General features: G+C 46.7%; 18 protein-coding genes, 2 tRNA genes and 2 pseudogenes. 8 read left to right on the top strand and 14 right to left on the bottom strand.

The window, feature by feature from the left end:
* Positions 1 to 38 precede the first annotated feature (38 nt).
* Both glpK and D908_RS05890 read right to left on the bottom strand, forming a co-directional pair.
* Complete coding sequence (glpK, locus tag D908_RS05885; protein WP_005525710.1) at positions 39 to 1,556, bottom strand: glycerol kinase GlpK; 1,518 nt, start codon at positions 1,554 to 1,556, stop codon at positions 39 to 41.
* Positions 1,557 to 1,690: 134 nt separating this feature from the next.
* Positions 1,691 to 2,545, bottom strand: coding sequence for an MIP/aquaporin family protein (locus tag D908_RS05890; RefSeq protein ID WP_005525708.1), 855 nt, complete (start codon positions 2,543 to 2,545; stop codon positions 1,691 to 1,693).
* A gap of 651 nt (positions 2,546 to 3,196) precedes the next feature.
* Between D908_RS05890 and glpA the strand changes: the two genes are divergently transcribed.
* From glpA to glpC, 3 genes are read left to right on the top strand one after another with little or no spacing between them, the layout of a single operon-like run.
* Complete coding sequence (gene glpA, locus D908_RS05895) at positions 3,197 to 4,840, top strand: anaerobic glycerol-3-phosphate dehydrogenase subunit A (RefSeq protein ID WP_005525706.1); 1,644 nt, start codon at positions 3,197 to 3,199, stop codon at positions 4,838 to 4,840.
* Positions 4,837 to 6,147: a glycerol-3-phosphate dehydrogenase subunit GlpB gene (gene glpB / locus D908_RS05900; RefSeq protein ID WP_005525704.1), complete on the top strand. Its 1,311-nt coding sequence runs from the start codon at positions 4,837 to 4,839 to the stop codon at positions 6,145 to 6,147. Before glpA ends, glpB begins: the two co-directional genes overlap by 4 nt.
* Positions 6,144 to 7,373, top strand: a complete 1,230-nt coding sequence (glpC, locus tag D908_RS05905) for an anaerobic glycerol-3-phosphate dehydrogenase subunit GlpC (protein ID WP_005525702.1) — start codon at positions 6,144 to 6,146, stop codon at positions 7,371 to 7,373. The genes glpB and glpC overlap by 4 nt, the downstream gene beginning before the upstream one ends.
* Positions 7,374 to 7,457: 84 nt before the next feature.
* On the opposite strand, the gene D908_RS05910 is transcribed toward glpC, so the two are convergent.
* From D908_RS05910 to D908_RS05925, 4 genes are all read right to left on the bottom strand, one after another.
* The gene (locus tag D908_RS05910; protein WP_005525700.1) at positions 7,458 to 8,492 is read right to left on the bottom strand and encodes an HlyD family secretion protein; all 1,035 of its coding nucleotides are present in this window, start codon (positions 8,490 to 8,492) and stop codon (positions 7,458 to 7,460) included.
* A gap of 2 nt (positions 8,493 to 8,494) precedes the next feature.
* Positions 8,495 to 9,811 carry a glycosyltransferase family 2 protein gene (locus tag D908_RS05915; RefSeq protein WP_005525698.1) on the bottom strand — a complete coding sequence of 439 codons (1,317 nt, stop codon included), beginning with the start codon at positions 9,809 to 9,811 and terminating at the stop codon, positions 8,495 to 8,497.
* Complete coding sequence (locus D908_RS05920) at positions 9,798 to 11,147, bottom strand: TackOD1 domain-containing metal-binding protein (RefSeq protein ID WP_005525695.1); 1,350 nt, start codon at positions 11,145 to 11,147, stop codon at positions 9,798 to 9,800. The genes D908_RS05915 and D908_RS05920 overlap by 14 nt, the downstream gene beginning before the upstream one ends.
* 223 nt (positions 11,148 to 11,370) lie before the next feature.
* On the bottom strand, positions 11,371 to 12,462 hold the full coding sequence (locus D908_RS05925; RefSeq protein WP_005525693.1) for a ketoacyl-ACP synthase III: 1,092 nt from the start codon (positions 12,460 to 12,462) through the stop codon (positions 11,371 to 11,373).
* Between the two features lie 170 nt (positions 12,463 to 12,632).
* Here D908_RS05925 and trxC point away from each other — a divergent pair, with 170 nt between their 5' ends.
* Both trxC and D908_RS05935 read left to right on the top strand, forming a co-directional pair.
* Positions 12,633 to 13,067: a thioredoxin TrxC gene (gene trxC, locus D908_RS05930; RefSeq protein ID WP_005525691.1), complete on the top strand. Its 435-nt coding sequence runs from the start codon at positions 12,633 to 12,635 to the stop codon at positions 13,065 to 13,067.
* 187 nt (positions 13,068 to 13,254) lie between these two features.
* On the top strand, positions 13,255 to 14,409 hold the full coding sequence (locus tag D908_RS05935) for an MFS transporter (RefSeq protein WP_000402435.1): 1,155 nt from the start codon (positions 13,255 to 13,257) through the stop codon (positions 14,407 to 14,409).
* A gap of 6 nt (positions 14,410 to 14,415) precedes the next feature.
* Here the strand turns inward: D908_RS05935 and D908_RS05940 are convergent, their stop codons facing one another.
* Entirely contained in the window at positions 14,416 to 14,823 is a 408-nt protein-coding gene (locus D908_RS05940) for a nitrous oxide-stimulated promoter family protein (protein WP_001136174.1), read from the bottom strand.
* Between the two features lie 189 nt (positions 14,824 to 15,012).
* On the opposite strand from D908_RS05940, the gene D908_RS05945 reads away from it, so the two are divergent.
* Positions 15,013 to 15,801, top strand: coding sequence for a lipase family protein (locus tag D908_RS05945; RefSeq protein ID WP_005525685.1), 789 nt, complete (start codon positions 15,013 to 15,015; stop codon positions 15,799 to 15,801).
* Positions 15,802 to 15,824: 23 nt separating this feature from the next.
* On the opposite strand, the gene D908_RS05950 is transcribed toward D908_RS05945, so the two are convergent.
* From D908_RS05950 to D908_RS0119650, 3 genes and pseudogenes are all read right to left on the bottom strand, one after another.
* Positions 15,825 to 15,898, bottom strand: a tRNA-Cys gene (locus D908_RS05950).
* A 28-nt stretch (positions 15,899 to 15,926) separates the two neighbouring features.
* Positions 15,927 to 16,013 (bottom strand) — tRNA-Leu (locus D908_RS05955).
* A 306-nt stretch (positions 16,014 to 16,319) separates the two neighbouring features.
* A pseudogene (locus D908_RS0119650) lies at positions 16,320 to 18,643 on the bottom strand (FdhF/YdeP family oxidoreductase).
* Positions 18,644 to 19,706: 1,063 nt separating this feature from the next.
* Between D908_RS0119650 and D908_RS05960 the strand changes: the two are divergent.
* Positions 19,707 to 20,609, top strand: coding sequence for a LysR family transcriptional regulator (locus D908_RS05960; protein ID WP_005525678.1), 903 nt, complete (start codon positions 19,707 to 19,709; stop codon positions 20,607 to 20,609).
* A gap of 14 nt (positions 20,610 to 20,623) precedes the next feature.
* Entirely contained in the window at positions 20,624 to 21,490 is an 867-nt protein-coding gene (fdhD, locus tag D908_RS05965; protein ID WP_005525675.1) for a formate dehydrogenase accessory sulfurtransferase FdhD, read from the top strand.
* Between the two features lie 30 nt (positions 21,491 to 21,520).
* On the opposite strand, the gene artM is transcribed toward fdhD, so the two are convergent.
* From artM to artP, 4 genes and pseudogenes are all read right to left on the bottom strand, one after another.
* Positions 21,521 to 22,189, bottom strand: coding sequence for an arginine ABC transporter permease ArtM (artM, locus tag D908_RS05970; RefSeq protein WP_005525673.1), 669 nt, complete (start codon positions 22,187 to 22,189; stop codon positions 21,521 to 21,523).
* A complete protein-coding gene (gene artQ, locus D908_RS05975; protein WP_000244564.1) occupies positions 22,186 to 22,875 on the bottom strand; it encodes an arginine ABC transporter permease ArtQ in 690 nt (229 codons plus the stop codon). The genes artM and artQ overlap by 4 nt, the downstream gene beginning before the upstream one ends.
* A 1-nt stretch (position 22,876) precedes the next feature.
* Positions 22,877 to 23,608 (bottom strand): arginine ABC transporter substrate-binding protein, encoded by a 732-nt coding sequence (locus D908_RS05980; RefSeq protein ID WP_000722152.1) that lies wholly within the window; start codon positions 23,606 to 23,608, stop codon positions 22,877 to 22,879.
* 113 nt (positions 23,609 to 23,721) lie between these two features.
* A pseudogene (gene artP / locus D908_RS0119645) lies at positions 23,722 to 24,449 on the bottom strand (arginine ABC transporter ATP-binding protein ArtP).
* Positions 24,450 to 24,506 lie beyond the last annotated feature (57 nt).

Raw genomic sequence — 24,506 nt, 5'->3', positions numbered from 1 at the left:
GGTTTACCCGGGCATTATTTTTATCGGGAAGACAATGTCTAATCTTCTTCGTTGTGCAGCTCAGCCCATGCTTGAGCACATTTCACTGCACGCTTCCAACCTTTATAACGGCGTTGACGTTTCTCTTCATCATGATGTGGAGCGAAACTGCGATCAATTTCCGCTTTACCTTGCAGCTCTTCCAGACCATCCCAGAAACCAACTGCCAGACCAGCAAGATAAGCCGCACCCAAAGCCGTCACTTCAGTGACTTTCGGACGATGCACTTCGGTATCCAACACATCGGCTTGGAACTGCATTAAGAAGTTGTTCGCTACCGCACCACCATCCACACGCAGTGCTGAAAGCTTGATGCCAGAGTCCGCTTGCATGGCATCCAACACATCACGCGTTTGGTAGGCAATACTTTCCAGTGTTGCGCGAATAATGTGGTTAGAGTTCACGCCACGCGTTAAACCAACAATTGTGCCGCGCGCATACGCATCCCAATAGGGTGCACCTAAACCAGTAAACGCAGGCACAACGTACACACCATTGGAGGTATCCACTTTAGTGGCGAAATATTCAGAATCACGCGCATCAGAGATAAGTTTCAGTTCATCTCGCAACCATTGAATGGATGCGCCGCCCATAAATACAGCGCCTTCCAACGCATAAGCGGGTTCACCACGTGGTCCACAGGCAAGCGTAGTCAACAAGCCATTGTGTGAGGTAACTTTTTCCTGTCCGGTGTTCATCAGCAGGAAGCAGCCTGTACCGTAAGTGTTCTTCGCTTGTCCTGCCTGTACACACATTTGGCCATACAGCGCAGCTTGTTGGTCACCAGCAATACCTGCGATAGGAATACGCGTACCCCCTTTACCACCTATGTTGGTTTGACCATACACTTCGGATGACTTTTTCACTTCTGGCATCATGGACAACGGAATATTGAATTCCGCTAGAATTTTCTCGTCCCATTGCAAGGTGTTGATATTGAACAGCATGGTACGCGAGGCATTGGTGTAGTCAGTAACATGCACACGGCCTTGGGTCATTTTCCAAACCAGCCAAGTATCGACTGTACCAAACAACAGTTCACCCGCCTCGGCTTGCTCACGTGCACCTTCAACGTTATCCAGAATCCATTTGATTTTGGTGCCAGAGAAATAAGGGTCAAGCACTAAGCCCGTATTATCACGAATGTAGCTTTCTAAACCGCGTGCTTTCAACTCTTCACAAATCGGTGCAGTACGCCGGCACTGCCACACAATCGCGTTATACACGGGTTTACCCGTTTCTTTATTCCAAACAACGGTCGTCTCACGTTGGTTAGTGATACCGATCGCCGCTACTTGATCACTACGGATGCCCGCCTTGCCTAAAGCTTCAACCAGCGTTGAGCTCTGGGTTGCGTAGATTTCTAAAGGATCGTGTTCCACCCACCCTGCTTCCGGGTAGATTTGAGTAAATTCACGCTGAGAAACGCTCACGATATTCGCATCATGGTCTAACACCACGGCACGAGAGCTGGTAGTACCTTGATCGAGAGCGACGATGTATTTTTGCTCAGTCATGTTCTATTCCTTATGGTTTCACGTTCTTGTCTTACTCTTCTTACTTGATGTTGTAACAAGGTCGATAACAACACCAAGTCATTTGAGTATTCATATTCTTACTTTTGATGTTTGATTCGTTAAGTTTATACCGGCTATGCGCGGGCTTCTTCGTTCTCTTCTGCGGTGTCGCATTGATTTGGAATGGTGCAACCCGTTCCCGTTTTTGGCAGATAAGCGGCGATAAATTTCGGGTATGCCCACGCACCAAAGCAAGCACCGAGAATTGGCGCAACAATCGGTACGATGAAGTAAGGGATCTCTTTCGCGCCAGTCAATGCCTGCTCCCATCCCGCTAGGTAAGCAAACAGCTTAGGACCAAAGTCACGCGCAGGGTTCATTGCAAAGCCAGTCAATGGACCTAATGAGCCGCCGATGACTGCAATCAAAATACCGATCAACAGCGGGTTCATCGCATTGCGGTGCGCGCCATTGTTCTCATCACCTAAGGCTAAAATTGCGAACATCAATACCGCAGTAATAGTGAACTCCACCGCCATTGCGCCCATAAAGGAAATCGAAGCATGTGGATAGGTTGAGAAAATCCCTGCCGTTGCTAATGCTTCTTGGCTGCTACGTACAAAATTGTGGGCGATTTCATAATCGATAAAGAGATTACTGTACAAGCTGTAAACCAGAGCAGCAGAGCAAAACGCGCCTGCCAGTTGCGAAATGATGTAAGGAAGCACTTTTGCTTTATCAAACCCATGGAAAGCCGCCAGTGCGATGGTCACCGCCGGGTTAATGTGCGCACCAGAAACCCCAGCCGTACAGTAGATAGCAATAGATACACCGAAGCCCCAGACGATACTGATTTCCCATTGTCCGAATTGAGCCCCCGCTAAAACAAGCGCTGCCACACAGCCTACGCCAAAGAAAATCAGTAATCCCGTACCGATAAACTCGGCGATACACTGCCCGAGCAGAGTATGTTGCTTTGTTTGGTTCATAGTCAGAGTCCTTTTTTGTTATGTCACGACCAGAGCCGTATATCCGCTAGTCACACCATTTCCACTCAGATTTGCAGCAGTGTTTGCTGAAATTCTTAGTGTTTATGGTATATACTGCGATTACTGCCTACACCCGTCGGCTCTGATAGCAAGAATTAATTGTCGTTATTGGATGAACAACTTAACTGTTCGCGGTGAATCTGGCACAAAAAACTCACCACGAAAATAAACGACCGCAATTAATGAGTGTTCGAGCACAATTTTGTTACTAACAAATTCGTTTTTTGTTAAACAACGCATTCTTTTCACCGCCTCATATAAGACTCGATACAGAGCAATTTCTTTCATTAAGCAAACACTAAATAGCCAGCACATCCCTTATTTAACGTACGCTAGCACTTAAACATCTGCTTTTTCGAGCCGCTTCTTTTAAAGCACAATCGCTCAAACGAACTCGGCATGTATACGAATTGTTGCAAATCATGTTAATCATCAATAATTAATTCACTTAAAATCTAAACAATGTGGTGAATAACAGTGCAACGAAAACATTTAAATGCTCGTTCGCGCTTTTGTGAGCAAAATACCGAACATGAAATGAAAATAATGACACACTATTCGTACGTATTTTGATTGCATAAGGTTGAGCTCATGACGACTTATCAAAGAATGGAAACCGACGTCGTCATTATTGGCGGCGGCGCAACCGGAACGGGCATATTACGTGACTGCGCTCTGCGTGGGTTACGTTGCATCTTAGTCGAAAAAGATGACATCGCTGCGGGTACCACAGGCCGTAACCACGGTTTACTTCATTCCGGCGCTCGTTACGCGGTCACTGATTCTGAATCAGCACGCGAGTGTATTCGAGAAAATAGAATCCTTAAGTCAATTGCACGCCACTGCGTGGAAGCAACCGATGGTTTGTTTATCACCCTGCCAGAAGATGACTTAGGTTTTCAGGAATCGTTTATTCATGCCTGCAGTGACGCAGGGATTGAAACGCAGCGCTTAACACCTAAAGAAGCCTTGCTACTTGAGCCGAATGTCAACCCTGCCTTGATTGGCGCGGTGAAAGTGCCTGACGGCACGCTCGATCCTTTTCGCCTGTGTGCGGCCAATGTGCTGGATGCCAAAGAATATGGCGCGCGAATTTTCAATCGCACTATCGTCACACAACTGATCCGTGAAGGGGATACCGTGCTCGGCGTGCACTGCCAGCATTTAGGCAATGGCGCCAAGTTCGATATTTTCGCGCAGCAAGTGATTAATGCCGCGGGCATTTGGGGACAGAATATCTGCGAATACGCCGATCTCAATATCAAGATGTTCCCTGCTAAAGGCTCGCTGCTGATCTTGGATTACCGCATCAACAATCTGGTGATCAACCGCTGCCGTAGGCCATCCGATGCGGACATTTTGGTTCCCGGCGATACCATTTCGCTGATTGGCACCACTTCCGAGCACATTGATTATGACCAGATCGATAATCTGCATGTCACCGAACGTGAAGTGGATATTCTGCTCGAAGAAGGAGCCAAGCTCGCTCCTATCATGGCCAATACTCGTGTACTACGGGCTTATGCGGGCGTTCGCCCACTGGTTGCAGTGAATGACGATGGCAGTGGCCGCAATATCAGTCGCGGTATTGTGCTGCTGGATCATGAACAGCGTGACGGTTTGAAAGGCTTAACCACCATTACTGGCGGTAAACTGATGACTTATCGTTTGATGGCCGAATGGGCAACCGATCTGGTGGCAAAAAAATTGGGCAATACCGAAATCTGCCAAACCCACTTACGCCCTTTACCGGGCTCTCAAGAAGCGCCAAAAACGCTCAAAAAAACCGCCAGTATTGCCAAACCAGTTTATGAGTCAGCCATTTACCGTCACGGTGAACGCGCGACTCGCTTTCTATCGGACGATGCCAAAAGCCAAGCTGTCATTTGTGAGTGTGAAATGGTCACCGCCGGTGAAATTGAGTACGCCATCAAGCAGCTTGATGTGAATAATTTAGTCGACCTACGTCGCCGCACTCGTTTGGGAATGGGGCCTTGTCAGGGCGAGCTGTGCAGCTATCGCGCGGCCAGTCTGTTTAGTGAATACGCGCAAGTTTCCGGTTGCCAGTCTAGTCACCTGCTGGTTGATTTTCTGGAAGAGCGCTGGAAAGGCATCAAGCCAATTTTCTGGGGCGATGCCCTGCGTGAAGCGGAATTTAGCTATTGGATTTATGAAGGCTTGCTCGGCGCAAGCGATTTACCTTCCCTCGACTCAGCCACGGAGAAACAACAATGATGCACTATGATGTGGCCGTCATCGGTGGCGGAATTGCCGGATACAGTGCTGCTCTGCGCGCACTGCAAGCTGGAACAAAAGTGGTGTTAATCAACCAAGGGCAAAGTGCGCTGCATTTTTCTTCTGGCTCCATTGATGTACTCGGTCGCTTGCCAGATGGCACCTCAGTGAATCAGCCTCTTGAGGCGTTCTCTACCCTGCAAGAACAAGCGCCAGAACATCCCTACAGCAAAGTGGGACGCAAAAACAGCGAGAAAGGTTTGATGTGGTTCAAACGCACTTTAGACAGTGCCCATGTGCCTTTGCATCATGAGCCTGATGGCGCAAACCACTGGCGAATTACCCCTATTGGTACGCTCAAGAATACTTGGTTATCACAGCCTTTTGTTTACCCTTATCGCGGCCATGCCGACTTCTCTCGTATCGTCATCATTGCTATTGACGGCTATCGTGATTTTCAGCCCACCATGCTGCGTGACAACCTCGCTCAGCGCCCAGAATTAGCGCATATCCCTATGCTTTCGGCTAGTGTATCGATCCCCGGTTTTGAGGGATTCAGACGCAACCCGAATGAGCTGCGCTCGATTGATATTGCTCGCTTACTGCGCCAAGAACCGGCGTGGAATGCTTTATGCGATCAACTGATGCGCGTCGCTCGCCCTGAAGATTTGGTGATCATGCCGGCCATCATGGGCAACGGTGATGGTTTGCATTTGATGACCAAGCTCCAGCAAGTGACTCAACTACGCTTTCATGAAGTGCCGACCATGCCCCCATCTCTGCTCGGGATCCGCATTGAAGAAGCACTGCATCGCAGCTTTATTCAAGGGGGAGGTGTGCAACTCAAGGGTGACAAAGTCATCGGTGGCGATTTTGCAGGCACTCGCCTTACCGCAATTCATACCCAAAATCTGCGCGATTTCCCAATCAGTGCCGAACACTATGTAATGGCGACAGGCAGTTACTTCAGCCAAGGTTTGCAAGCCTCACAACACGCCATTCAAGAGCCAATATTTGGGCTGGACGTGCAACAAAACCCTGACCGTGCTCAGTGGCGACATGCCCAATTTATCGCGGCGCAATCTCACCCGTTTATGACTTTCGGCGTCACTACGGATGCCAATCTACATCCTTCACGGCAAGGAAAAACCATTGAAAATCTCTGGTGTTGTGGTGCCATGTTAAGTGGTTATGACCCGGTATTTGAAGGCTGTGGAGGTGGTGTTGCCATTGCAACCGCTTATCACTGCGTAGAACACATTCTGGCAACTCATGTACAAACACAACAACAGGAGGTGCTGCTATGAATCATGCTTTTGTTCGCTCTGCGCCCCAAAACACCACCTTTGACCAATGCATCAAATGCACGGTGTGCACTGTTTATTGCCCTGTAGCTAAAGCCAATCCCAACTATCCGGGACCAAAACAGTGTGGCCCAGATGGTGAACGCTTACGCATTAAAAGTGCGGAATACTATGATGATGCACTCAAGCTTTGTACCAACTGCAAACGCTGTGAAACCGCCTGCCCTTCAGGAGTAAAAATTGGCGATATGATCGCTGTCGCGCGTGGTAAATATGGTAAGAAACCGCTCAACCCTAAATTGGTGCGCGATTTTGTGCTCAGCCATACCGATCTGTTTGGCTCGCTCGCCACGCCCTTCGCACCTTTAGTCAACGCCGCAACCTCGTTGCCGTTGGTGAAGAAACTGATGCACAAAACCATTGGCGTGCACGACCATAAAACCTTGCCCAAATATTCCCACGGCACCTTCCGTCGCTGGTTTAAACAAAACTGTACCAGCCAGCCGCTATACCAAAGACAAGTCGCTTATTTCCATGGTTGCTACGTGAACTACAACCATCCGCAACTGGGCAAAGACTTTGTCCGAGTGATGAATGCGATGAACATTGGCGTGCGTTTGCTCGATAGCGAAAAGTGTTGTGGTGTGCCGTTGATCGCCAATGGTTTTCATAACAAAGCACGTAACAATGCTCTGCACAACGTCAAACACCTCGAGGTAATGGTGAATGATTACCACGCACCGGTACTTTCCACCTCTTCCACCTGTTCATTCACGTTGCAGCAAGAATACCCGCATGTGCTGGGAGTGGATAACAGCCAAGTGGTGGATCAAATTCATTACGTTACTCGTTTTCTGCTCAAAGAATTTATGAGTGGCAACGCACCGAAAATGCAGCCAGTTCGTAAAAAAGTGGTTTACCACACGCCTTGCCACTTAGAACGCAGTGGTAATGTGATGTTTACGATTGAACTGTTGAAAATGATCCCCGGATTAGAGCTAGTGGTGCTCGACAGTGAATGCTGCGGACTAGCAGGAACCTACGGGTTCAAAGAAGAAAACTACGACGTTTCCAAAAAAATTGGCTCACATCTGTTTGATGCGATTCAAACCTCAGATGCTGATTATGCAGTGACGGATTGCGAAACCTGTAAGTGGCAAATTGAAGAGAATGCGCATTTAGAAACCATTCACCCGATAAGCCTACTGGCAATGGCACTGACGGAGTAATACTTGCCTCACATCAGGCATAAAAAACAAAGCCCCTCTATCAATTGAGGGGCTTTTTACTTCTGAGTTCTGGATTCCGATGGCTTAGAACTTCACTTCCACCGTCATCCCTTCTATCCAGCGGTTTTGTCCTACTTCCTCGTCAAATGCGAGAGTCACTTTCATATACGCCGGCTGACCTTCAAAAGGTTTAGTGAGCTGAGTGGGTAATTTACTTACTATCTCCACCGCTTGCGAAACGGTAGCTGAGTAAGTTTTTCCATCGGGGAACTTTACCTTTGCCTTATTCCCAAACTGCGCAATATCCAAGTATTTAGGGTTGAGATAAGCCGTAACGTGAGGCATAACATTTTTTGCAATCACTATGACTGGATCACCTTTTTCGACCTGCTGTCCCTCGACCACAGGAATATCAACGACACGTCCATCGTAAGGACTTCGAACATTCAATTGATCCAGTTGTGTCTGTTTAACCACCAGTTCTTTCATTAGCGATCTTCTTGCCTGGCTAATCGGGCCTGCAAGTCGACGTTCTTGGTAGTTGTTTTGGGCATCATTAAGAGCGATATGCCGACTATTTAGCTCATTCTGTGCACTGTAAGCAAGGTTAATTATTGCCGCGTAGTCCACATCAGAAACTTGCCCTTTCGCTTTATAAAACTCATAACGTTTACGGATCTGCTGAATTTGATCCGCATTTTTCTGCGCATTTTCGATCGTCAACGTGTGGTAATCAAAACTCTCCTCTTGATTCACATTCAATTGAGCAATTTCCTGACGGATGAAATCTAACTCACCACTTAACGCATCGTTGACTATCTCAAACAGAGCTTGCTGTTCAGTGACGGACTGGCCAGTTACCAGATTAAGTGACCCGACAATGCCCTCCTCTGCAGCTTTAATCACCACGGGATCCGATGTCACAATCGCTGGTGCAATCACCAAAACTTTATCTCGGTAGAGGTAATAACCCATCGCGAGCAATGGGCTAATCACTAACGCCAGAATCAGATACCAGCGCAGTCGATATCCGCCACGTTTGGCCTGACCATACATCACTTTCATGCCACGCTCTGATTGTGGCTGATGCTGTTTATCCAGATGAAATTTCACTTTCATAATTAAAAACGTTTTCCTCGTTTTAGCACCCACCAAGGAGCCATACTGGATTCCTCATGACTGCGGCGCACAACCTCGTTCACCATAGAGAACGCTGTAATTAAGCGCATAAAAAACTGATAGATGGGGTAAAGCGGAAGCCAAACCGCCATGCGAAGATCTTCCTTCGCGCGTTCAGAAACCAAGCCGATGTAGACAATAAAAAATAGTACAACGATAAAGAGATAGATGCCGTACAGCAGCATCATTAGCGAGCTGACGAAAACCCATGGATAACTCCACACCAAAAAGGTCATGAAGATAATCACCATCAATGGCAGTAAGACATTCTGCAATACACCGTAAGTCAGGGTGAAAATGAAGTTCCCCCAACCAAGCAGTTTCGGAGTTAACCCTTGGCGGTGCTTACGCAAAAACAGAAATAGCAAGTCGCCATCCCAGCGTAAACGCTGCATGATCAAGCCCTTAAGAGTATCCGGCACATCGGTATGCCCAACAGCGTGTGGGGCAAACGCAAGCCGAGTGTTTTTATAGCGCCGCTTGTACTGTTTTAAGCGCATGGTCAAATCCAAATCTTCTGCCGTATGGGTGTCCCAACCGCCGACCTGTTTCAAAATAGGCTTACGGAATGCCCCAAATGCACCCGATATATTGTTTAACACACCCCACTTAGCCATGCCGGTTTTACCTGCCTGCATGGAGAGCATGTATTCCAAAGCTTGCATTCGAGTGAGCAAGTTGGTGCTCCAGTTACGTACCCGTAAAGCGCCACCACTGGCAATCACATTCGGGTCAGTAAACTGCTGCATCATGCGCATTGCCATGTCGTTATCGAAAGAAGTGTCACCATCGACGTTAATCACAAACTCCCCTTTCGCTTCAGAAAGTCCAGCATTCAAGGTAGAAACCCGCCCACCTCGCTGCCATTTCGGGATCACACGTACAGTCCGGTTCGGCTTCCCTTGGTGCTTACGCATCCCTTTCATTGCCGCCTGATAGGTGTCGGCGTTTTGTTTCGCCCCATCCACCACGGCCAGAATTTCAATCTGTCCCGGATAAATCTGTTCTGCCAAGGTATCTATGGTGATCTCAATGGCATCCCCTTCGCCGTAGCAAGTAATCACAAAGCTGATTGAAGGGTAATGTGGCAACCCTTCTGGCTCTTGGTAGTACGCCCAGCGAAAAATTCCCGTCAAAACCAACAGGTAGAGCGGCAGTTCGATCGCAATCATCATTGGGAAAACGACTAACCAAAGTTCCTGATTGCGAGCTAACGACAGCACCAGTTGATCAAGTACGTAGAAACTATCCGGCCACATAGATATTGCTAACCTGTTGCTGAATCCACTCGCTACCATCCTCAGTCAAACTAGGATCCGGCAGCATCCACGCAAAAACATCCAGCGTAAACTGATCACTTTCCACCAAACGGCTCATATCCTCAATTTTGCCTTTCAACACATCCAGATGTTCCAAACTGGCTTTCGGCATCAGCACTAAAATCAGATCATGATGGTACTGGCAGCAGACATCTGTCTCACGGAACATGCCGTTGAGACGTTCCGTTAGCTGTTCAGTCAGGGAAAAGGTTTTCGCCTCGCCAAACGTTTTAAGGTATTCCTCAAACGTTGGAATATGCAGCGCCAAAATCAAATGCTGTTCATCATGGCGTTGTGCCAATTTGTTCAACCACACCAAAAGACTCATAAAATACGATTTGTCGACTTTTCCATTGAGCGACAGCTCAGGAGCTGCCAATTGACGACCAAATCTCAACACCTCTTCCCCTTGTTCACCAAGGGTGTAGGTTAAAATTTTACGGATAACTAACTGCTCAACTTGGCTGGATGCTTCACAAGAAAGACAATTCACCCCCGTTTCTGCTTCCACAAACGCGTGGTGACAATGGTTACATTCATGTGTTTCCAACGGGCGATCGTAATCCACGCCAATATGGCGCAACTGAGTCAAACATTTGGGACACTGTAATCGTCCACCACGGGTAAAATGGTGTTGTTCACCGACATGACCGCAGGTGAAACAGTGCAGTGACACTTTTTCTCGAATATCGATATGCCGACAAGAGGGACATACTTCGACATAGTTTAAGTGCCCACTATGGCAACTTGGGCACAACCGAATACGATCCACAAGCTGTTCAGTACTCAGCAAACCGCGATTCGCTTCAGCGGCCAAAAAACGTGTGGGGGAATCTAATTCTGGGAGAATGGCGTCTAGCAGTGGGTAGCGATAGAGGTTAGGATCGCGACTATCACGCAGTGGGATCAATTTTCGATTTGGCATTAACCCCAACCAACCGAGTAAAGGGTCGCAATCATTCGGTTCATGGAAAAGCGCTAACCGACGCTGCAATTCATGCCACTCACTGAGTGAGGTTTCCTCTTCCCATACACCATCGCTGAGTAAGCCGCTTAACGGGCTCTCTTCTTCAACTTTAATTAACCATGACCAATATTGACGAGTGTGGTGTAGAGCTTGTAAGAGTTCATCTTGATCCGGGGAGCTCGCAATGATCAGTAGCCCTCCGTACGTAGATGGCAGCGATTCAATGTGCTCGATAACTCGATATGAAGCATCCTTACTCAGTAGCAACACCTCTTTCCCGAGGCACAAGATTTGATTTTGTAATTGCAAGGTTATTCCCCGTTTCTATTCAGAACTCAAATAAAACTAATGGGTGATATCACTGATTCACTTTGCAATCATAGTTCAAGAATTAAGTGAGAAATATTGGGAAGTGTCCCAAATTAAAGACAAGCGCATTAAGAGAGCAAAAATAAATCAAACGGGGTTGTCATTTTGTAAAAAATAAAAAGGAGGCAAAATACCTCCCTAATTGTTATTGATATCAGTTATTTTATTGCACTTGCTGATGCTTCTTGCAGTGCTCAATCGCATCTTTCAATAAATCCAGTGCCGTTTGATCACAAGCAGGAAGAGTGGCATCACTGGTTTCTTTCGGAGTTACACGTTCCCCCCAACGAATGTGCCCAGCCCCCCAAGTCAAACCTGCTCCAAATGCCGCGACTAAAAGCTCATCATTGGGTTTAACTCTGCCCTGCTCCAACGCTTCGCACAAAGCGATCGGCACTGTCGCGGCAGAAGTGTTGCCGTAACGATGAATGTTTACAAAGGCTTTGTCTTGCGCGATGCCCGCCAAATCACACAGCGTTTGAATAATACGAATATTGGCCTGATGCGGGATCACCACATCGATTTCCTCCGTCGATAAACCACTGCGTGCTAACACTTGCTGAGCCGCTGCGCCCATGCCACGCACCGCACGTTTGAAAATCTCTTTACCGACAAAATCAAATGCCCAGTAACCATTGTCCGCATCGAAGCGATCCATTGCTGTGCCAAACTTAGGCACGGCTAGAATATCTCGGCCTTGAGCGTCACAACCAATTTGCGCATCTTGCAGGCCTACTTTCTGCTGAGTTTTACTCAGCACCACCGCACCAGCACCATCGCCAAACAACACGGCAGTGTCTCGCTTCGTCCAGTCAAGATAGAAAGATAGGCGCTCAGCACCAATCACCAAAGCATGACGATAATGGCTCGCTTGCATCAAACGGGTGGCGGTTTCCAGACCATAGAGAAAACCAGTACATGCGGCATTAAGATCAAAGGCTGCCGCAGAAGGAATCGCTAAATTTTGTTGCACTTTTGAAGCAATATTGGGAATTAACGAATCGGGTGAACACGTTGCCACAATAATCAGGTCTATATCTTCGGCACTCACGCCAGCACAAGCGATAGCATGCTTGGCTGCCACGGTAGCGAGATCAGAGGTATTCACATGGCTGATCCGACGCTGTTCAATCCCGGTACGGGACTGAATCCATTCATCAGAAGTATCAAGAAAGGTGCTCAAATCGTGATTGGAGAGCGTGGCAGGTGGCAGGCATTTACCCCACCCGGTAATTTCGGCATAACATTGAGTCATAAAAATTCCGTCTATGCTGCTTATTGTAATTTGGCTGAGCGCCCCAAAATCTTGAGTAACGCTTGTCACCATTGTCGGCAATGCGCTGAAGTATACGCCGATTTTCGAACCATGGTTAACCATTGAGCTTAAACTGGTGACGAAAACGCAAAATAAAAAGAGAGGAAGTCATGTCAACATTCAATACCCGCTGCCCATCCTGTCACAGCCTCAACCGTGTGCCAGTTGAACGCATTACGGAAAGCCCCAATTGTGGCAAATGCCAAAGTTCTTTACTTGATGGCGCACCTATTGAAGGTACCGAAGCCAATTTTTCCGCTTTACTGCAAAGCGACAAACCTGTCGTTGTTGATTTTTGGGCACCTTGGTGTAATCCGTGTGTTGGCTTCGCTCCTGTTTTTAGCGATGTGGCAACTGAGCGCAAAGGGCGAGTTCGCTTCATTAAGATTGATACGGAAGCACAACAAAACCTCGCTGCACATTTCCAAATTCGCAGCATTCCAACCATTATGGTGTTCAAAAATGGTCAACGTATCGACATGATCAATGGGGCGCTACCAAAATCTCAATTTGACCAATGGTTAAACCAGGCTCTGACTAAATAGTCATAGCATTAATCTAACAATTAAGTTGGCATTTTTAGCCAAATTATGCCAACTTAACTGCCACTTTCTCCACGCTCATCCTCAACAACTAAAGTTTATCGTCAGGAACGTTTTTTTTCGTTTTACTCTGAACACTTTTCATCCCATATTCGCGCCAACTGTTCCTTCTGTTGTTCCGAGGCCTGCTGTGGAAATCCATCCTTCTGCACCAAACCGCATTGCGGTGCCTGTTATTGCTTTAACTCTTTATGCTGTGGCGTCTGGCTATCTCATGAGCTTAGTGCCGTTAATGTTGCCTCATTACCAATTAGAATCTGGCTTAGCCAGCTGGTTGGCGAGCATTTTTTATGCGGGCTTATTAGCAGGTGCGGTGGTAGCAGAACCTTTCGTTAATCGTTTGGGTCACCGTAAAGCCTTTATTTGGTGCTTGAGCTTATTGCAACTGTCTATCGTTGTGATGCCTATGATGCCTTATGCCAGCGTTTGGCTGTTGGCTCGTCTAGTGGCAGGTGTTGCTGTTGCTGGCATTTTTGTTGTGGTGGAGTCTTGGTTGCTGCATGGTGATGAACAAGGCCGCGCAAAACGCCTTGGCATTTACATGGTGGCGCTCTACGGCGGCACAGCTCTGGGACAAATGGCGATTGGTCAACTTGGCGTGGCGGGTGCAGTACCTTTTATTGCAATTACCACTTTGCTGTTGATTGCTTCCATCGTGTTGATTTACGTGGATTCCGATCAGCCGTCAACACAACAATCGAGTTCTCTTTCACTACGCCAAATCACGCAACTTAGCAAAGCTGCGATGATTGGTTGCCTGGTTTCTGGGCTGACCTTGGGTGCTATTTATGGCTTGATGCCTGTTGAATTAGCTAATCGAGGCATTGGTCATACTGATCTTGGTAACTTAATGGCACTGGTGATTTTAGGTGGCATGGCAGTCCAACCACTCGTGCCCTGGCTGTCGAAATTCCTCGGCCGTACTTTGCTAATGGCACTCTTTTGTTTGCTTGGCACGGCAGCAATCGCACTGACTGTTTTAGACAGCTCACTGTTGGTATTAGGCACAAGCTTATTTGTGCTCGGCATGGCGACTTTCGCACTCTACCCGATTGCGATTAATTTGGGCTGCGACAAACTTGATACCAGCTACATTGTTTCCGCCACTCAAGTCATGCTGCTCAGCTACAGTGTCGGTTCAGTGATTGGTCCCGTACTTGCCGATTGGTTTATGCAAGATCGCCACGGTTTAATGGCTTACTTGTTTGCCATCCTGCTCGCGACCTGTCTGTATATGCTGATCAAAAGCGTCAAAACCAAACGTCAATGGGTGGCGGGAGAATAGTATTCTTCACGACTCTTTGGTTTCACTTTTCATGGCTTTTAACCGTTGATGACGGTTAGAAGCCTCTGCTTTTGGTTTCTCCGGAATGGCTTTTCTTTCATGCCATAAATGGCGAAGCGACAAAATGGGATGTGGCAACAACATCCTTGGCCCTGCATAACGCATTACTTCTTTCATCATCGCTTTCTGCTCTGGTTTGTAGCAATGAATTGGACAACGATTACACGTCGGCTTTTCTTCCCCATAGGGGCAGCGATCTAGGCGTGTTTCAGCATACTCCATCAACGCCAAGCACTCGGCACATAGTCCTGTTTTCTGATGATGATCACGACAGTAAATCGCAATCATCGCTTGCACAGTGCGAAATTCAGTCAGCAAAGCACCAGATAAAAATGAAGAAGTTGGTTGTGGCACAAGTTGTACTCCCCAAAATAGCTGTCGCCACCATAACAAAATCTACATCGCAGAGAATTGACTGAGATTAAAAGCACGTTATCTCCTTGCGCACAGCCAAAAGGGATTTCACCCACACTTCTTTGCTGTTTCATCTAAGCTTCATAATCAACACATACAGTCATCGTAAACCGCAAACTCGATGACATCGTGAAGCCACTCAAACGCTATCAATATGAACGCTACGCCGTTTTGTGCAACCTCGCCTATCCGCGCATTTTTAAACAGACTCGCTATGGCTTTGACCCTAACGGGCAACGCGTAATCACCAATCAGTTCGGTAAAATCATGATTCGAGTGCTATGGAGTAAAGCCAGCGATGAAGTTGTGGTAGTGATCAAAGGTTCACACAGCATGACCGACTGGCTACTGAATTTCGCACTTTGGACACGAAGTTGTCACCATCTTGGGCTGAAATATCGTATTCATGCTGGCTTCTACCATTTATTGCATCAAGAGAGCCAACCAAGCCGTAACGCAGATACGTTAGGGATGTCGGTCATCGATAAACTAGAACAAACCTTGTTGCCTTTAATTGAACAGGGCAAACGGATTGCGATTACGGGGCATTCTTCTGGAGGAGCGATCGGTTGTGTATTTGCCGACTATTTTGAACGTAAATATCCACGCACCATCAAACGTGTCGTGACGTTTGGTCAACCCGCGATCGGGGATTGGCGATTCCCGAAGCATTATGGCTTGACCCACAAAACTTATCGGATTTGCTGCGATTTAGACATTGTCACTTTCATGCCTCCTGTGCCTTTTCTTTACTGGCACGCAGGGAAACTACTTTGGTTGTATAACGGACGAATTTACGAAAATACACCGACTTGGGAGCGCTTGGGGCGTTCGATCATCAGCTGGTTGATCCGGCCTTTTTCTTACCATTTGATGAGTAAGTACATCCGCAACAAAGATTTTTTTGATGAACGTTAGATAGGTAAAAACAGAGAAAGAAATGGAGGCGCGTCCCGGAGTCGAACCGAGGTTCACGGATTTGCAATCCGCTGCATGGCCACTCTGCCAACGCGCCTAACTGAGATGTCTTAATTCAAGAGAGATGGTGCCCCGGGCCGGACTTGAACCGGCACGACTCGAAAGTCGAGGGATTTTAAATCCCTTGTGTCTACCGATTTCACCACCAGGGCAACGCATACTGCGATGGAAGACACCATCTGTTCTAACGAGCTTTGCCGTGAGAACGAGGCGTACTTTAACGGATTGAGATTTCTGGTCAACTATAAATTTACTTGAATTGATTCAGATGCTTAAAAAGCACTCTCGACAGAATAGATAACAACCATCACGATCAATTTATAGACGAAACGTCTGCCTCACACTTCGACTTTCTCCTTAAAAAGGCCGACGACTTTCATGTGAGAAGCAAGAGTTTGCGATTTTCTAGTGATTGACCCCGAATCATTTCAGGGTCAGTTCAGTGAAAGCCAACACAGTTATAACACGATTGCTGGGATTAGGATGGTGGGTTTGGCTTTTTCGAGCTTAATTGCAACAAACTTCGAGGTGGGTGTGAAAGTACGCTCTCCATAACTGTCGAGTGGCACCAGAGGATTGGTTTCCGGATAATATGCTGCTGCCTGCCCTGCTGGCACATCATAAGCGATCAGTTCAAAACCATTCACGCGACGCTCAAGTCCATCGTCCCATAATGTCACCAGATTCACTCTGTCACCCGGTTCAAAACCCAAGCGCCGAATATCTTCTTCGTTAGCAAACACAACATCGCGTCGACCAAACACGCCACGGTAGCGGTCATCAAGTCCATATAAGGTGGTGTTGTATTGATCATGGGAACGAAGGGTTTGCAAAATCAGATCTGGCTTATCACCTCGTTGGGTAACATTTTCATTCACCAATTGCTCCGGCAATGTGGTAGCAGAAAACTGCGCTTTACCGCTAGCTGTGTTCCATTCACGGCGAGCGGCACTATTGCCAAGATAAAAGCCTCCCGGGTTTTGCACTCGCTGATTGAAGTTTTGGAAACCTGGAATGGTGTCGGCAATCAAATCACGGATATGCCTGTAATCAGCAATCGCCCAATCCCAATCGATCGGGAAATTACCCAATGTCGCTTTGGCGATTCCCGCCAGAATGGCGGCCTCTGAACGTAGATGTGGCGAGCGAGCTTTTAGTTGACCATAGGAGAGATGAACCATACTGAACGTATCTTCCACCGTCACGCCTTGTGGCCCATTGGCTTGCATATCGATTTCAGTACGCCCAAGACACGGTAAGATCAACGCATCACGACCAGTCACCAGATGTGAACGATTGAGTTTTGTCGCTATGTGTACGGTTAATTGACAATTACGCATTGCCGCGTGAGTACGCGGCGTATCAGGTGTTGCTTGTGCAAAGTTACCACCAAGACCGACGAACACTTTGGCGCGTTTTTCTTCCATTGCTTTGATGGCTAATACCGCATTGTGGCCATGAGTTCGTGGCACTTTGAATTGAAAGCGTTTTTCCAAGGCATCCAGCAGAAACTGAGGTGGCTTCTCATTGATCCCCATTGTACGGTCACCCTGTACATTACTGTGCCCACGTACGGGTGACAAACCAGCGCCCGGTTTACCTACGTTTCCGCGCAACAACTGCAAGTTAACCACTTCTTGAATGGTGAATACCGAGTGACGATGCTGAGTCAGCCCCATAGCCCAGCACATCACTACTCGTTCGGCACGTCGGTACATGCGCGCCAATACTTCTATTTCTTCTAGCTCAAGCCCGATTGCTGGGTAATGTGTTCCCATGATGTTTGCTCAACCGCACTCAGATATTCCTCAATACCATTTGTGTGTTCACGAATAAAATCATGGTCAAGCACGGGAGCATCACCCTGTGCCTGAGCTTGGCGATCCCATTGCAGAAGAAACTTAGCCATGCCGCGAAATACCGCCATGTCTCCGCCAAGTGCAGGACGGAAATAAGCGCTACTTGTGGGTTCGGAGCCATTACTCAGCATTTCAATGGGATGCTGCGGGTTTTGAAAACGTTCAAGGCCACGCTCTTTCAGAGGATTCAAGCAGATAACCTGCGCACCACGCTTGACCGCTTCACGCAGCGGTTCCAACATTCGCGGGTGGTTTGTTCCCGGGTTTTGACCAATAACAAAAATCGCATCGGCTAGTTCGAGATCTTTAAATACAACAGTACCTTTACCAACACCAATCGTGTCAAACATGCCTATCGCACTGGCTTCGTGACACATGTTTGAACAATCTGGGAAGTTATTGGTACCAAAAGCCCGAACGAATAATTGATAAAGGAAGGCGGCTTCATTGCTGGCGCGTCCAGATGTGTAAAATTCTGCTTCATCAGGTGATTGCAACGCATTAAGGTGCTTACCGACTAAATCAAAGGCATCTTCCCACGAGATCTCAACATAATGATCCGTTTGTGCGTCATAACGCATCGGATGACTCAAACGTCCTTGATATTCTAGCCAGTAATCCGTCTGTTTACTCAGCTCCGACACACTATATTGAGCGAAAAACTCAGGATCGACAAGGCGACTTGTCGCTTCCCAGTTCACCGCTTTCGCACCATTTTCACAGAAGTTAACCATGCCATTTTCTGGTGATTCCCCCCAAGCGCATCCCGGGCAGTCAAATCCACCATTCTGGTTTGTTTTCAGCATCGCACGCAGGTTTCTAAACCCGTTTTCACTGCCTAACCAGCTTTTTGTTACCGCTTTAAGTGCTCCCCAGCCCGCAGCAGGTCCGGGATACTCTTTAATTTCTTCCTTTTGGTTCATCTCGACACTCCTCTTTTGGCATTGTTGTAAGCTCGCTTTTATTCACTGATGAGTGTCGATAAATATTCACCTTTGAAACAGATATATATCTTCACATTAGAGTAATAAATAAGCTTTCATTATTTTTATTTAGACTGAGACAAGTTTAACAAAGCTATTATTTAATAAAATGGTAGATATTAATAACATTAACGTCTAATTGAACTTATTTAACTCATCATTGATGTTATCTATCACAAGATAAAAATCACAATAACCATATTAAATGTAGATAATTTCATCATGGGCTTTAGTTTGTACCTTTTTTCTTTGCAGCCAAAAAACTGTTCTCCTTGAGTTTCTATTTTGATTACTGTCTAGCCAGAAAGCGCCAACAAACCAATAGAGAATATCTATCATGTAATAGAAACAACCAATTTGACCTTGTGCATTTCAAGCCATATTCTTGATTCAGATCAATTGAACTGCAAATTTTTAATTAAATTGGCTTGTTTTTATAGCCATTTTTCATGCCTATTATTGATAAAATAGAGTTCTGCATCAATTTTGTTTTTAATTTAAACTCATGAAAAGAACACATACAAAATATAACAATCAGCAAGTTTAGATTAAATTAGAATTAATAATTTCAGTAAGATTAAAATAACCATTTATCAAAGATATTAAACGGAAGATAAACAAAATTTAATTAACCTTTTCATTCGTCAGTCAATATATACTTATAATTAAAGTGACTAATGGATTCTTCTTACCTTGTGAAGGTGTTATTTATTTTCTTGCGTATTTTCTCTGTCCATTTTCATTAAATTTAGCAACAATACAGATGCATACCTTGGTGGTAATAATCTCGAACATAACGCTCCATCATCACTCAAATGTGTTTATGTGTTCGAAGTAACGAGATTCAAACATTGTAGGAGTCATCGCCACCGACTTAGGCTAGGCATTACCATCTCTACACAATAAAAATAAGTATCAAGTGACCAGAAGAACGAACTACGAGCGCAACGAACTATGAGCACATTGTGCGCCAATAAGAATTTCTGGCGCTTAAGGAAGCACTATGGACATTAAGCAATTGAAATTCCTCGTTGCTCTCGACGAAACCCAACATTTTGGGCAAGCCGCAGCAATGTGTCACATCACTCAACCTACGTTGTCGATGCGAATTCGTAATCTGGAAGATGAGCTGCAACTCACCTTGATTAATCGTGGACAACGTTTTGAAGGTTTTACCGAAGCGGGAGAACGCATTTTAGCTTGGGCGCGAAGTGTGCTTGTAGCACATGATGGCTTACAAGCTGAAGCGGCTAACTGCCGTGGTCAACTGGTGGGCAGCCTACGTTTTGGCATGGTACCACTTGCCAGCTTGAACCCAATGGAGCTGCTAGAGCCAATTGCCAAATGCTACCCAGAATTACGCTACCAGCTCTGTTCGATCACGTCTAAACAAGTAGTGGATGGCTTAAATCGAAACCAACTTGATCTTGGGCTTTGTTATCTTGATCAAGTGGATATTTCTCATTTTGAAGTACTGGAACTCTCTGCCACCAGCCTTGGTTTACTACACGATGCTCGCCATTTCACCTTTTCTGATCCACAACTGGACTGGGAACATTTAACTCAAATGCCCCTAGGCCTACTCACTAAAGGGATGCATTACCGTAAATCCATTGATTTAAGCTTTAGTAGTAAAGGCATCACACCGAATATTCTGCTGGAAAGTGACTCCACGTTTCAGCTACTTCAAGCTGTTAATGCTGGGTTGTGCTGCGCCATCATGCCATTAAACAGTGGTATGGAAACCATGAATGAACACCTGCGTATGATCCCGATTGCAGGAGCGGAAGTTCATTCACGTATTGGTTTATTGATGCGTAAAGCGGAACCTCGCTCAGCGCTGGCAGAACGCTGCTTTGCTAAAGCACAGGAACTGTTTACTACCGATAATTTGCTAACCCAATAGCTGAGGAAATTTGCATGTCGTGTACCGTTGCTCAGTTCATTGAATTGGCTGAACCGAATTTTTCGCCACCAGCACCAGAGCAGTACGAATATGTTGCAATGAATGCGGAGCAAACAACAGGCACATCGGCCCTCGCCAGTGAAACTGCGCTATCAATCAGCTATAACGGTATCAGCTATGCCGTCATGATGGTGACACCGGGCAATCTCGAAGACTTCGTCAAAGGTTTCAGTCTCAGCAGTGGCATTGTGGAATCAGCCAGCGCAATACACGATGTGCAATTGAGTGTGAATCAAGAATCCCACCATGCAGCTGTGGAAATTACCAACCGCGCATTTTGGTCACTCAAAACACAGCGCCGTCAGTTAGCAGGTACCAGTGGTTGCGGCATCTGTGGTGTCGAGGCTCTGGAACAAGCACTGCCCACGCTCACGCCTCTTACCCAAGTCTCACCACCTTGCCCCACCCTATTTGACGGTTTGCGTGAACGTATTCAACAAGCCCAAGTGCTCGCACGCTACAGTGGAGCACTGCATGCCGCGCTTTATGTTAACGAAGCTGGAAATGTAGCACTTTGTCGTGAAGATATTGGCCGCCACAACGCGTTAGATAAACTGATTGGTGCGATCATTGGCGCGAAAATCGATCCACGACGAGGGTTTGTTGTCATGACCAGCCGCTGTAGCTTGGAATTGATTCATAAAGCGGTACGCGCAAAAATCGCAACCTTGGTTACACTCTCCGCTCCCACTGCATTAACCGTGCAGTGGGCTCGTCGCCACCATTTAAATCTCATTCACTTACCAAAAGAAGGCGCACCACGTCTTTATAGCCCAGCACAAATGAACAGCAATATTGTCAATCTGTACTCTTCATTGTAACGATGCATCATTGCCTGAAAGAGAAAGCGCTTAATAAGCTTCAAACGCTAAAGCTTTTTTCTCAATCTGGCGGAAGAGTAATGTCAGTACACCGTTAACGGCGAGATAGAAGGCACCCGCGACCCCAAATACCGTTAATGTATCGTAGGTTTGGGCGTTGATCCGCTGAGCGTATCCCATCAAGTCCATAATGGTGATCGTGCTAGCAAGAGAAGTGCCTTTGAACACCAGAATCACTTCGTTGGAATAAGCAGGCACAGCTCGGCGTAATGCATAAGGCAGCAACACGCGCAACGTAGCGATTTTGTTCATGCCTAACGCGCGGCACGCTTGCCATTGCCCACTTGGAATAGCGTTGAAAGCCCCTTTAAATAGCTGGGTGCTATAAGCCGCAGTATTGAGTGCCAAAGCAAACATAGCGCAGAACCAAGGTTGACTCAGCCATACCCAAAGTACACTTTCACGGATCCACTCAAACTGCCCCGGGCCGTAGTAGACCAAGAAAATCTGCACCAGAAGCGGTGTCCCCGTAAACAGCGTAATCAAAGCACGACTAAACCAATGCACAATGGGCGTGCGCATGACTAAGCTGATGGTCATCAATAACGATAGAATACATCCCACCAGCAGCGAAGCGGCGGTAAGTTGTAAGCTGGTACCTAAGCCTTCAAGCAGTTGCCATAGATGTTGCTCTTTCATGCGCTGGCTCCTTGGCTAAGGCTCATTCCTTGTACAGAAAACTTATTATCAATCACTTTTACGGCGCGTTGAGTGATCAAAGTGATCACTAGATATACAGCAGCGGCCGTGGCGTACCACGTAAAGGCCTCATGGGTTGCAGCGGAAGTAAGCTGCGCTTGTTTCAGCAGATCCGTCACACCAATCAAAGAAACTAACGCGGTATCTTTAAGTAGCACCAGCCATTGGTTCATTAAACCGGGTAAAGCGTGACGGACGGCTTGCGGGAGAACTATGCGAAAAAACGCATGAGCAGGAGGAATTCCTAACGCACTTGCTGCTTCGCGCTGACCTCGGCCTACTGCTTTTAATGCACCGCGCAGTGTCTGCGAGGCGTAGGAGGCAAAAATCAGTGATAAGGCAATCACACCAGAGATAAACGGGCTGATCTCAATAAATTCACCAGTGATCAAAAACAGCACTTGGGTCGAACCGAAGTAGATAAACAACACCACTAAAAGCTCAGGCAAACCTCGGATCACAGTGACCAACAAGGTGGTTGGCCATTTAATCAGTTTGAGTTTTGCCATTTCACCGCTGGCAAATACAAGTGCCAACAGTAAACCAACCAGCAAGCTGGCAAACGCAATTTGCAGCGTCATCCAGCTTGCTTGTACCAGTGATAAAGAGTAGCCCGTTAACACCATCTTAGTTTCCGAAATACTTATTAAAGATCGCTGCGTATTCGCCGTTCTCTTTCACTGCTTCCAAAGCGGCGTTGAGCTGATCGACTAGTGCTTGGTTATCTTTATTCACCGCAATACCAAAACCGTTACCGAAGTACTGCGCGTTCGTGACACGCTCACCGACATAAGTCAGGTTGTTATCGCCTTTGAACCATTCAGCAACAACGGCAGTATCACCAAATACTGAGTCAATACGGCCATTCTTCATATCAATGAACGCATCTTGGTAGCTTGAGTAAGGTACCGCAACCACATCAGGCAATTGCTCTAACAGAAAGCTTTGGTGGGTTGAACCATTTTGTACGCCCACACGCTTACCTTTCAGTGCCGCTTGATCAGCTACTTTACCCGCCAGTGAAACAAACGCTGCCGAGTTGTCATAGTAAGGATTAGAGAAGCTTACTTGCTCCAAACGCGCTTCAGTAATGTCCATTGCAGAGATTGCCGCGTCATAACGCTTGAATTTCAGCGCAGGGATCAAACTGTCAAAAGCTTGGTTGTGGAAACTGCATTTCGCTTCAAGCTGCTTACACAGGGCATTCGCCAAATCGACGTCGAAGCCTTGGATCTGGTTGTTCTCATCCATGTATTCAAATGGCGCGTAAGTCGCTTCCATCACAAACTTGATTTCTTGCTGCGCAGCAGCGCTAGCCGATACTAAACCGATCAAAGACGCTAATAGGATCTTTTTCATTGCAATACTCCATGTGTTCTGCGAAATCTGGCCGCATCAATGGCCAGAATCTGTGGGCTAAAGTCAGATAACTTATGTTTTCAAGCTGTTGTATTAAAGCTCGTGTTCTAAACCTAATGTTTTAAATAATCAGCAAACTGTGGTGTCTGCGGATGAATAAAGGCGTCGTGAGTGCCATGCTCAATAATGCGGCCCTTCTCAAGGTAAAGCACATGACTAGCAATTTTCTTGGCAAAATCCACTTCATGGGTGACGACGACTTGGGTAATACCCGTTCCACTTAACTCTCTGATGATTTTCACGACTTGGTTCGTGATTTCAGGATCAAGCGCAGCAGTCGGCTCATCAAACAACAACACGTCAGGTTTCATCATCAACGCACGAGCGATCGCCACGCGTTGCTGCTGGCCACCAGAAAGTTGCAACGGCCACGCATCCGCTTTATCAGCCAATTGTAAGGTGGTTAGAATTTCCATCGCTTGTTGCTTAGCTTGTGTTTTGGCAACACCAGAGACTTTCACTGGCGCTTCAATCAAGTTGTCCAATACTGTCATGTGCGGCCATAGGTGGTATTGCTGAAATACCATGCCAACTTTACGGCGTAGCGCTAAGCTTGTTGCTCGGAAGGGGTTTGAGAAAAATCAAAATCTTGATGGGCGATATGCAGTTGGCCGTGATCGGCAGTCTCTAATAGATTGAGCACACGCAGCAAAGAACTTTTGCCTGCACCACTTGGGCCAAGCAATACCAAGGTTTCACCGTTAGCACATTCAAAACTGATATCGTGCAGCACCTTTGTGGTGCCATAAGACTTGTTAATTCCGTTAACTCGAATACTCATGCTGACATACTGCATTAATTATCATCTGCCGTTCATACTACTACGAACGGATTTTTA

Origin of the sequence: Vibrio mimicus CAIM 602 (assembly GCF_000338875.1) — a bacterium.
GTDB classification, from domain to species: Bacteria; Pseudomonadota; Gammaproteobacteria; order Enterobacterales; family Vibrionaceae; genus Vibrio; species Vibrio mimicus.
The sequence above is the reverse complement of the archived record's forward strand: the minus strand, read 5'-3'. Positions and strand labels throughout refer to the sequence as shown.

What these genes read in the sequence shown, in the direction of transcription:
- D908_RS05925 (WP_005525693.1), bottom strand. Translation starts at nt 12,462, where the DNA reads ATGACTCAATGTTATGCCGAAATTACCGGGTGGGGTAAATGCCTGCCA.
- glpK (WP_005525710.1), bottom strand. Translation starts at nt 1,556, where the DNA reads ATGACTGAGCAAAAATACATCGTCGCTCTCGATCAAGGTACTACCAGC.
- glpB (WP_005525704.1), top strand. Translation starts at nt 4,837, where the DNA reads ATGATGCACTATGATGTGGCCGTCATCGGTGGCGGAATTGCCGGATAC.
- D908_RS05960 (WP_005525678.1), top strand. Translation starts at nt 19,707, where the DNA reads ATGGACATTAAGCAATTGAAATTCCTCGTTGCTCTCGACGAAACCCAA.
- D908_RS05910 (WP_005525700.1), bottom strand. Translation starts at nt 8,492, where the DNA reads ATGAAAGTGAAATTTCATCTGGATAAACAGCATCAGCCACAATCAGAG.
- D908_RS05980 (WP_000722152.1), bottom strand. Translation starts at nt 23,608, where the DNA reads ATGAAAAAGATCCTATTAGCGTCTTTGATCGGTTTAGTATCGGCTAGC.
- glpC (WP_005525702.1), top strand. Translation starts at nt 6,144, where the DNA reads ATGAATCATGCTTTTGTTCGCTCTGCGCCCCAAAACACCACCTTTGAC.
- artM (WP_005525673.1), bottom strand. Translation starts at nt 22,189, where the DNA reads ATGAAAGAGCAACATCTATGGCAACTGCTTGAAGGCTTAGGTACCAGC.
- glpA (WP_005525706.1), top strand. Translation starts at nt 3,197, where the DNA reads ATGACGACTTATCAAAGAATGGAAACCGACGTCGTCATTATTGGCGGC.
- fdhD (WP_005525675.1), top strand. Translation starts at nt 20,624, where the DNA reads ATGTCGTGTACCGTTGCTCAGTTCATTGAATTGGCTGAACCGAATTTT.
- D908_RS05915 (WP_005525698.1), bottom strand. Translation starts at nt 9,811, where the DNA reads ATGTGGCCGGATAGTTTCTACGTACTTGATCAACTGGTGCTGTCGTTA.
- trxC (WP_005525691.1), top strand. Translation starts at nt 12,633, where the DNA reads ATGTCAACATTCAATACCCGCTGCCCATCCTGTCACAGCCTCAACCGT.
- D908_RS05890 (WP_005525708.1), bottom strand. Translation starts at nt 2,545, where the DNA reads ATGAACCAAACAAAGCAACATACTCTGCTCGGGCAGTGTATCGCCGAG.
- artQ (WP_000244564.1), bottom strand. Translation starts at nt 22,875, where the DNA reads ATGGTGTTAACGGGCTACTCTTTATCACTGGTACAAGCAAGCTGGATG.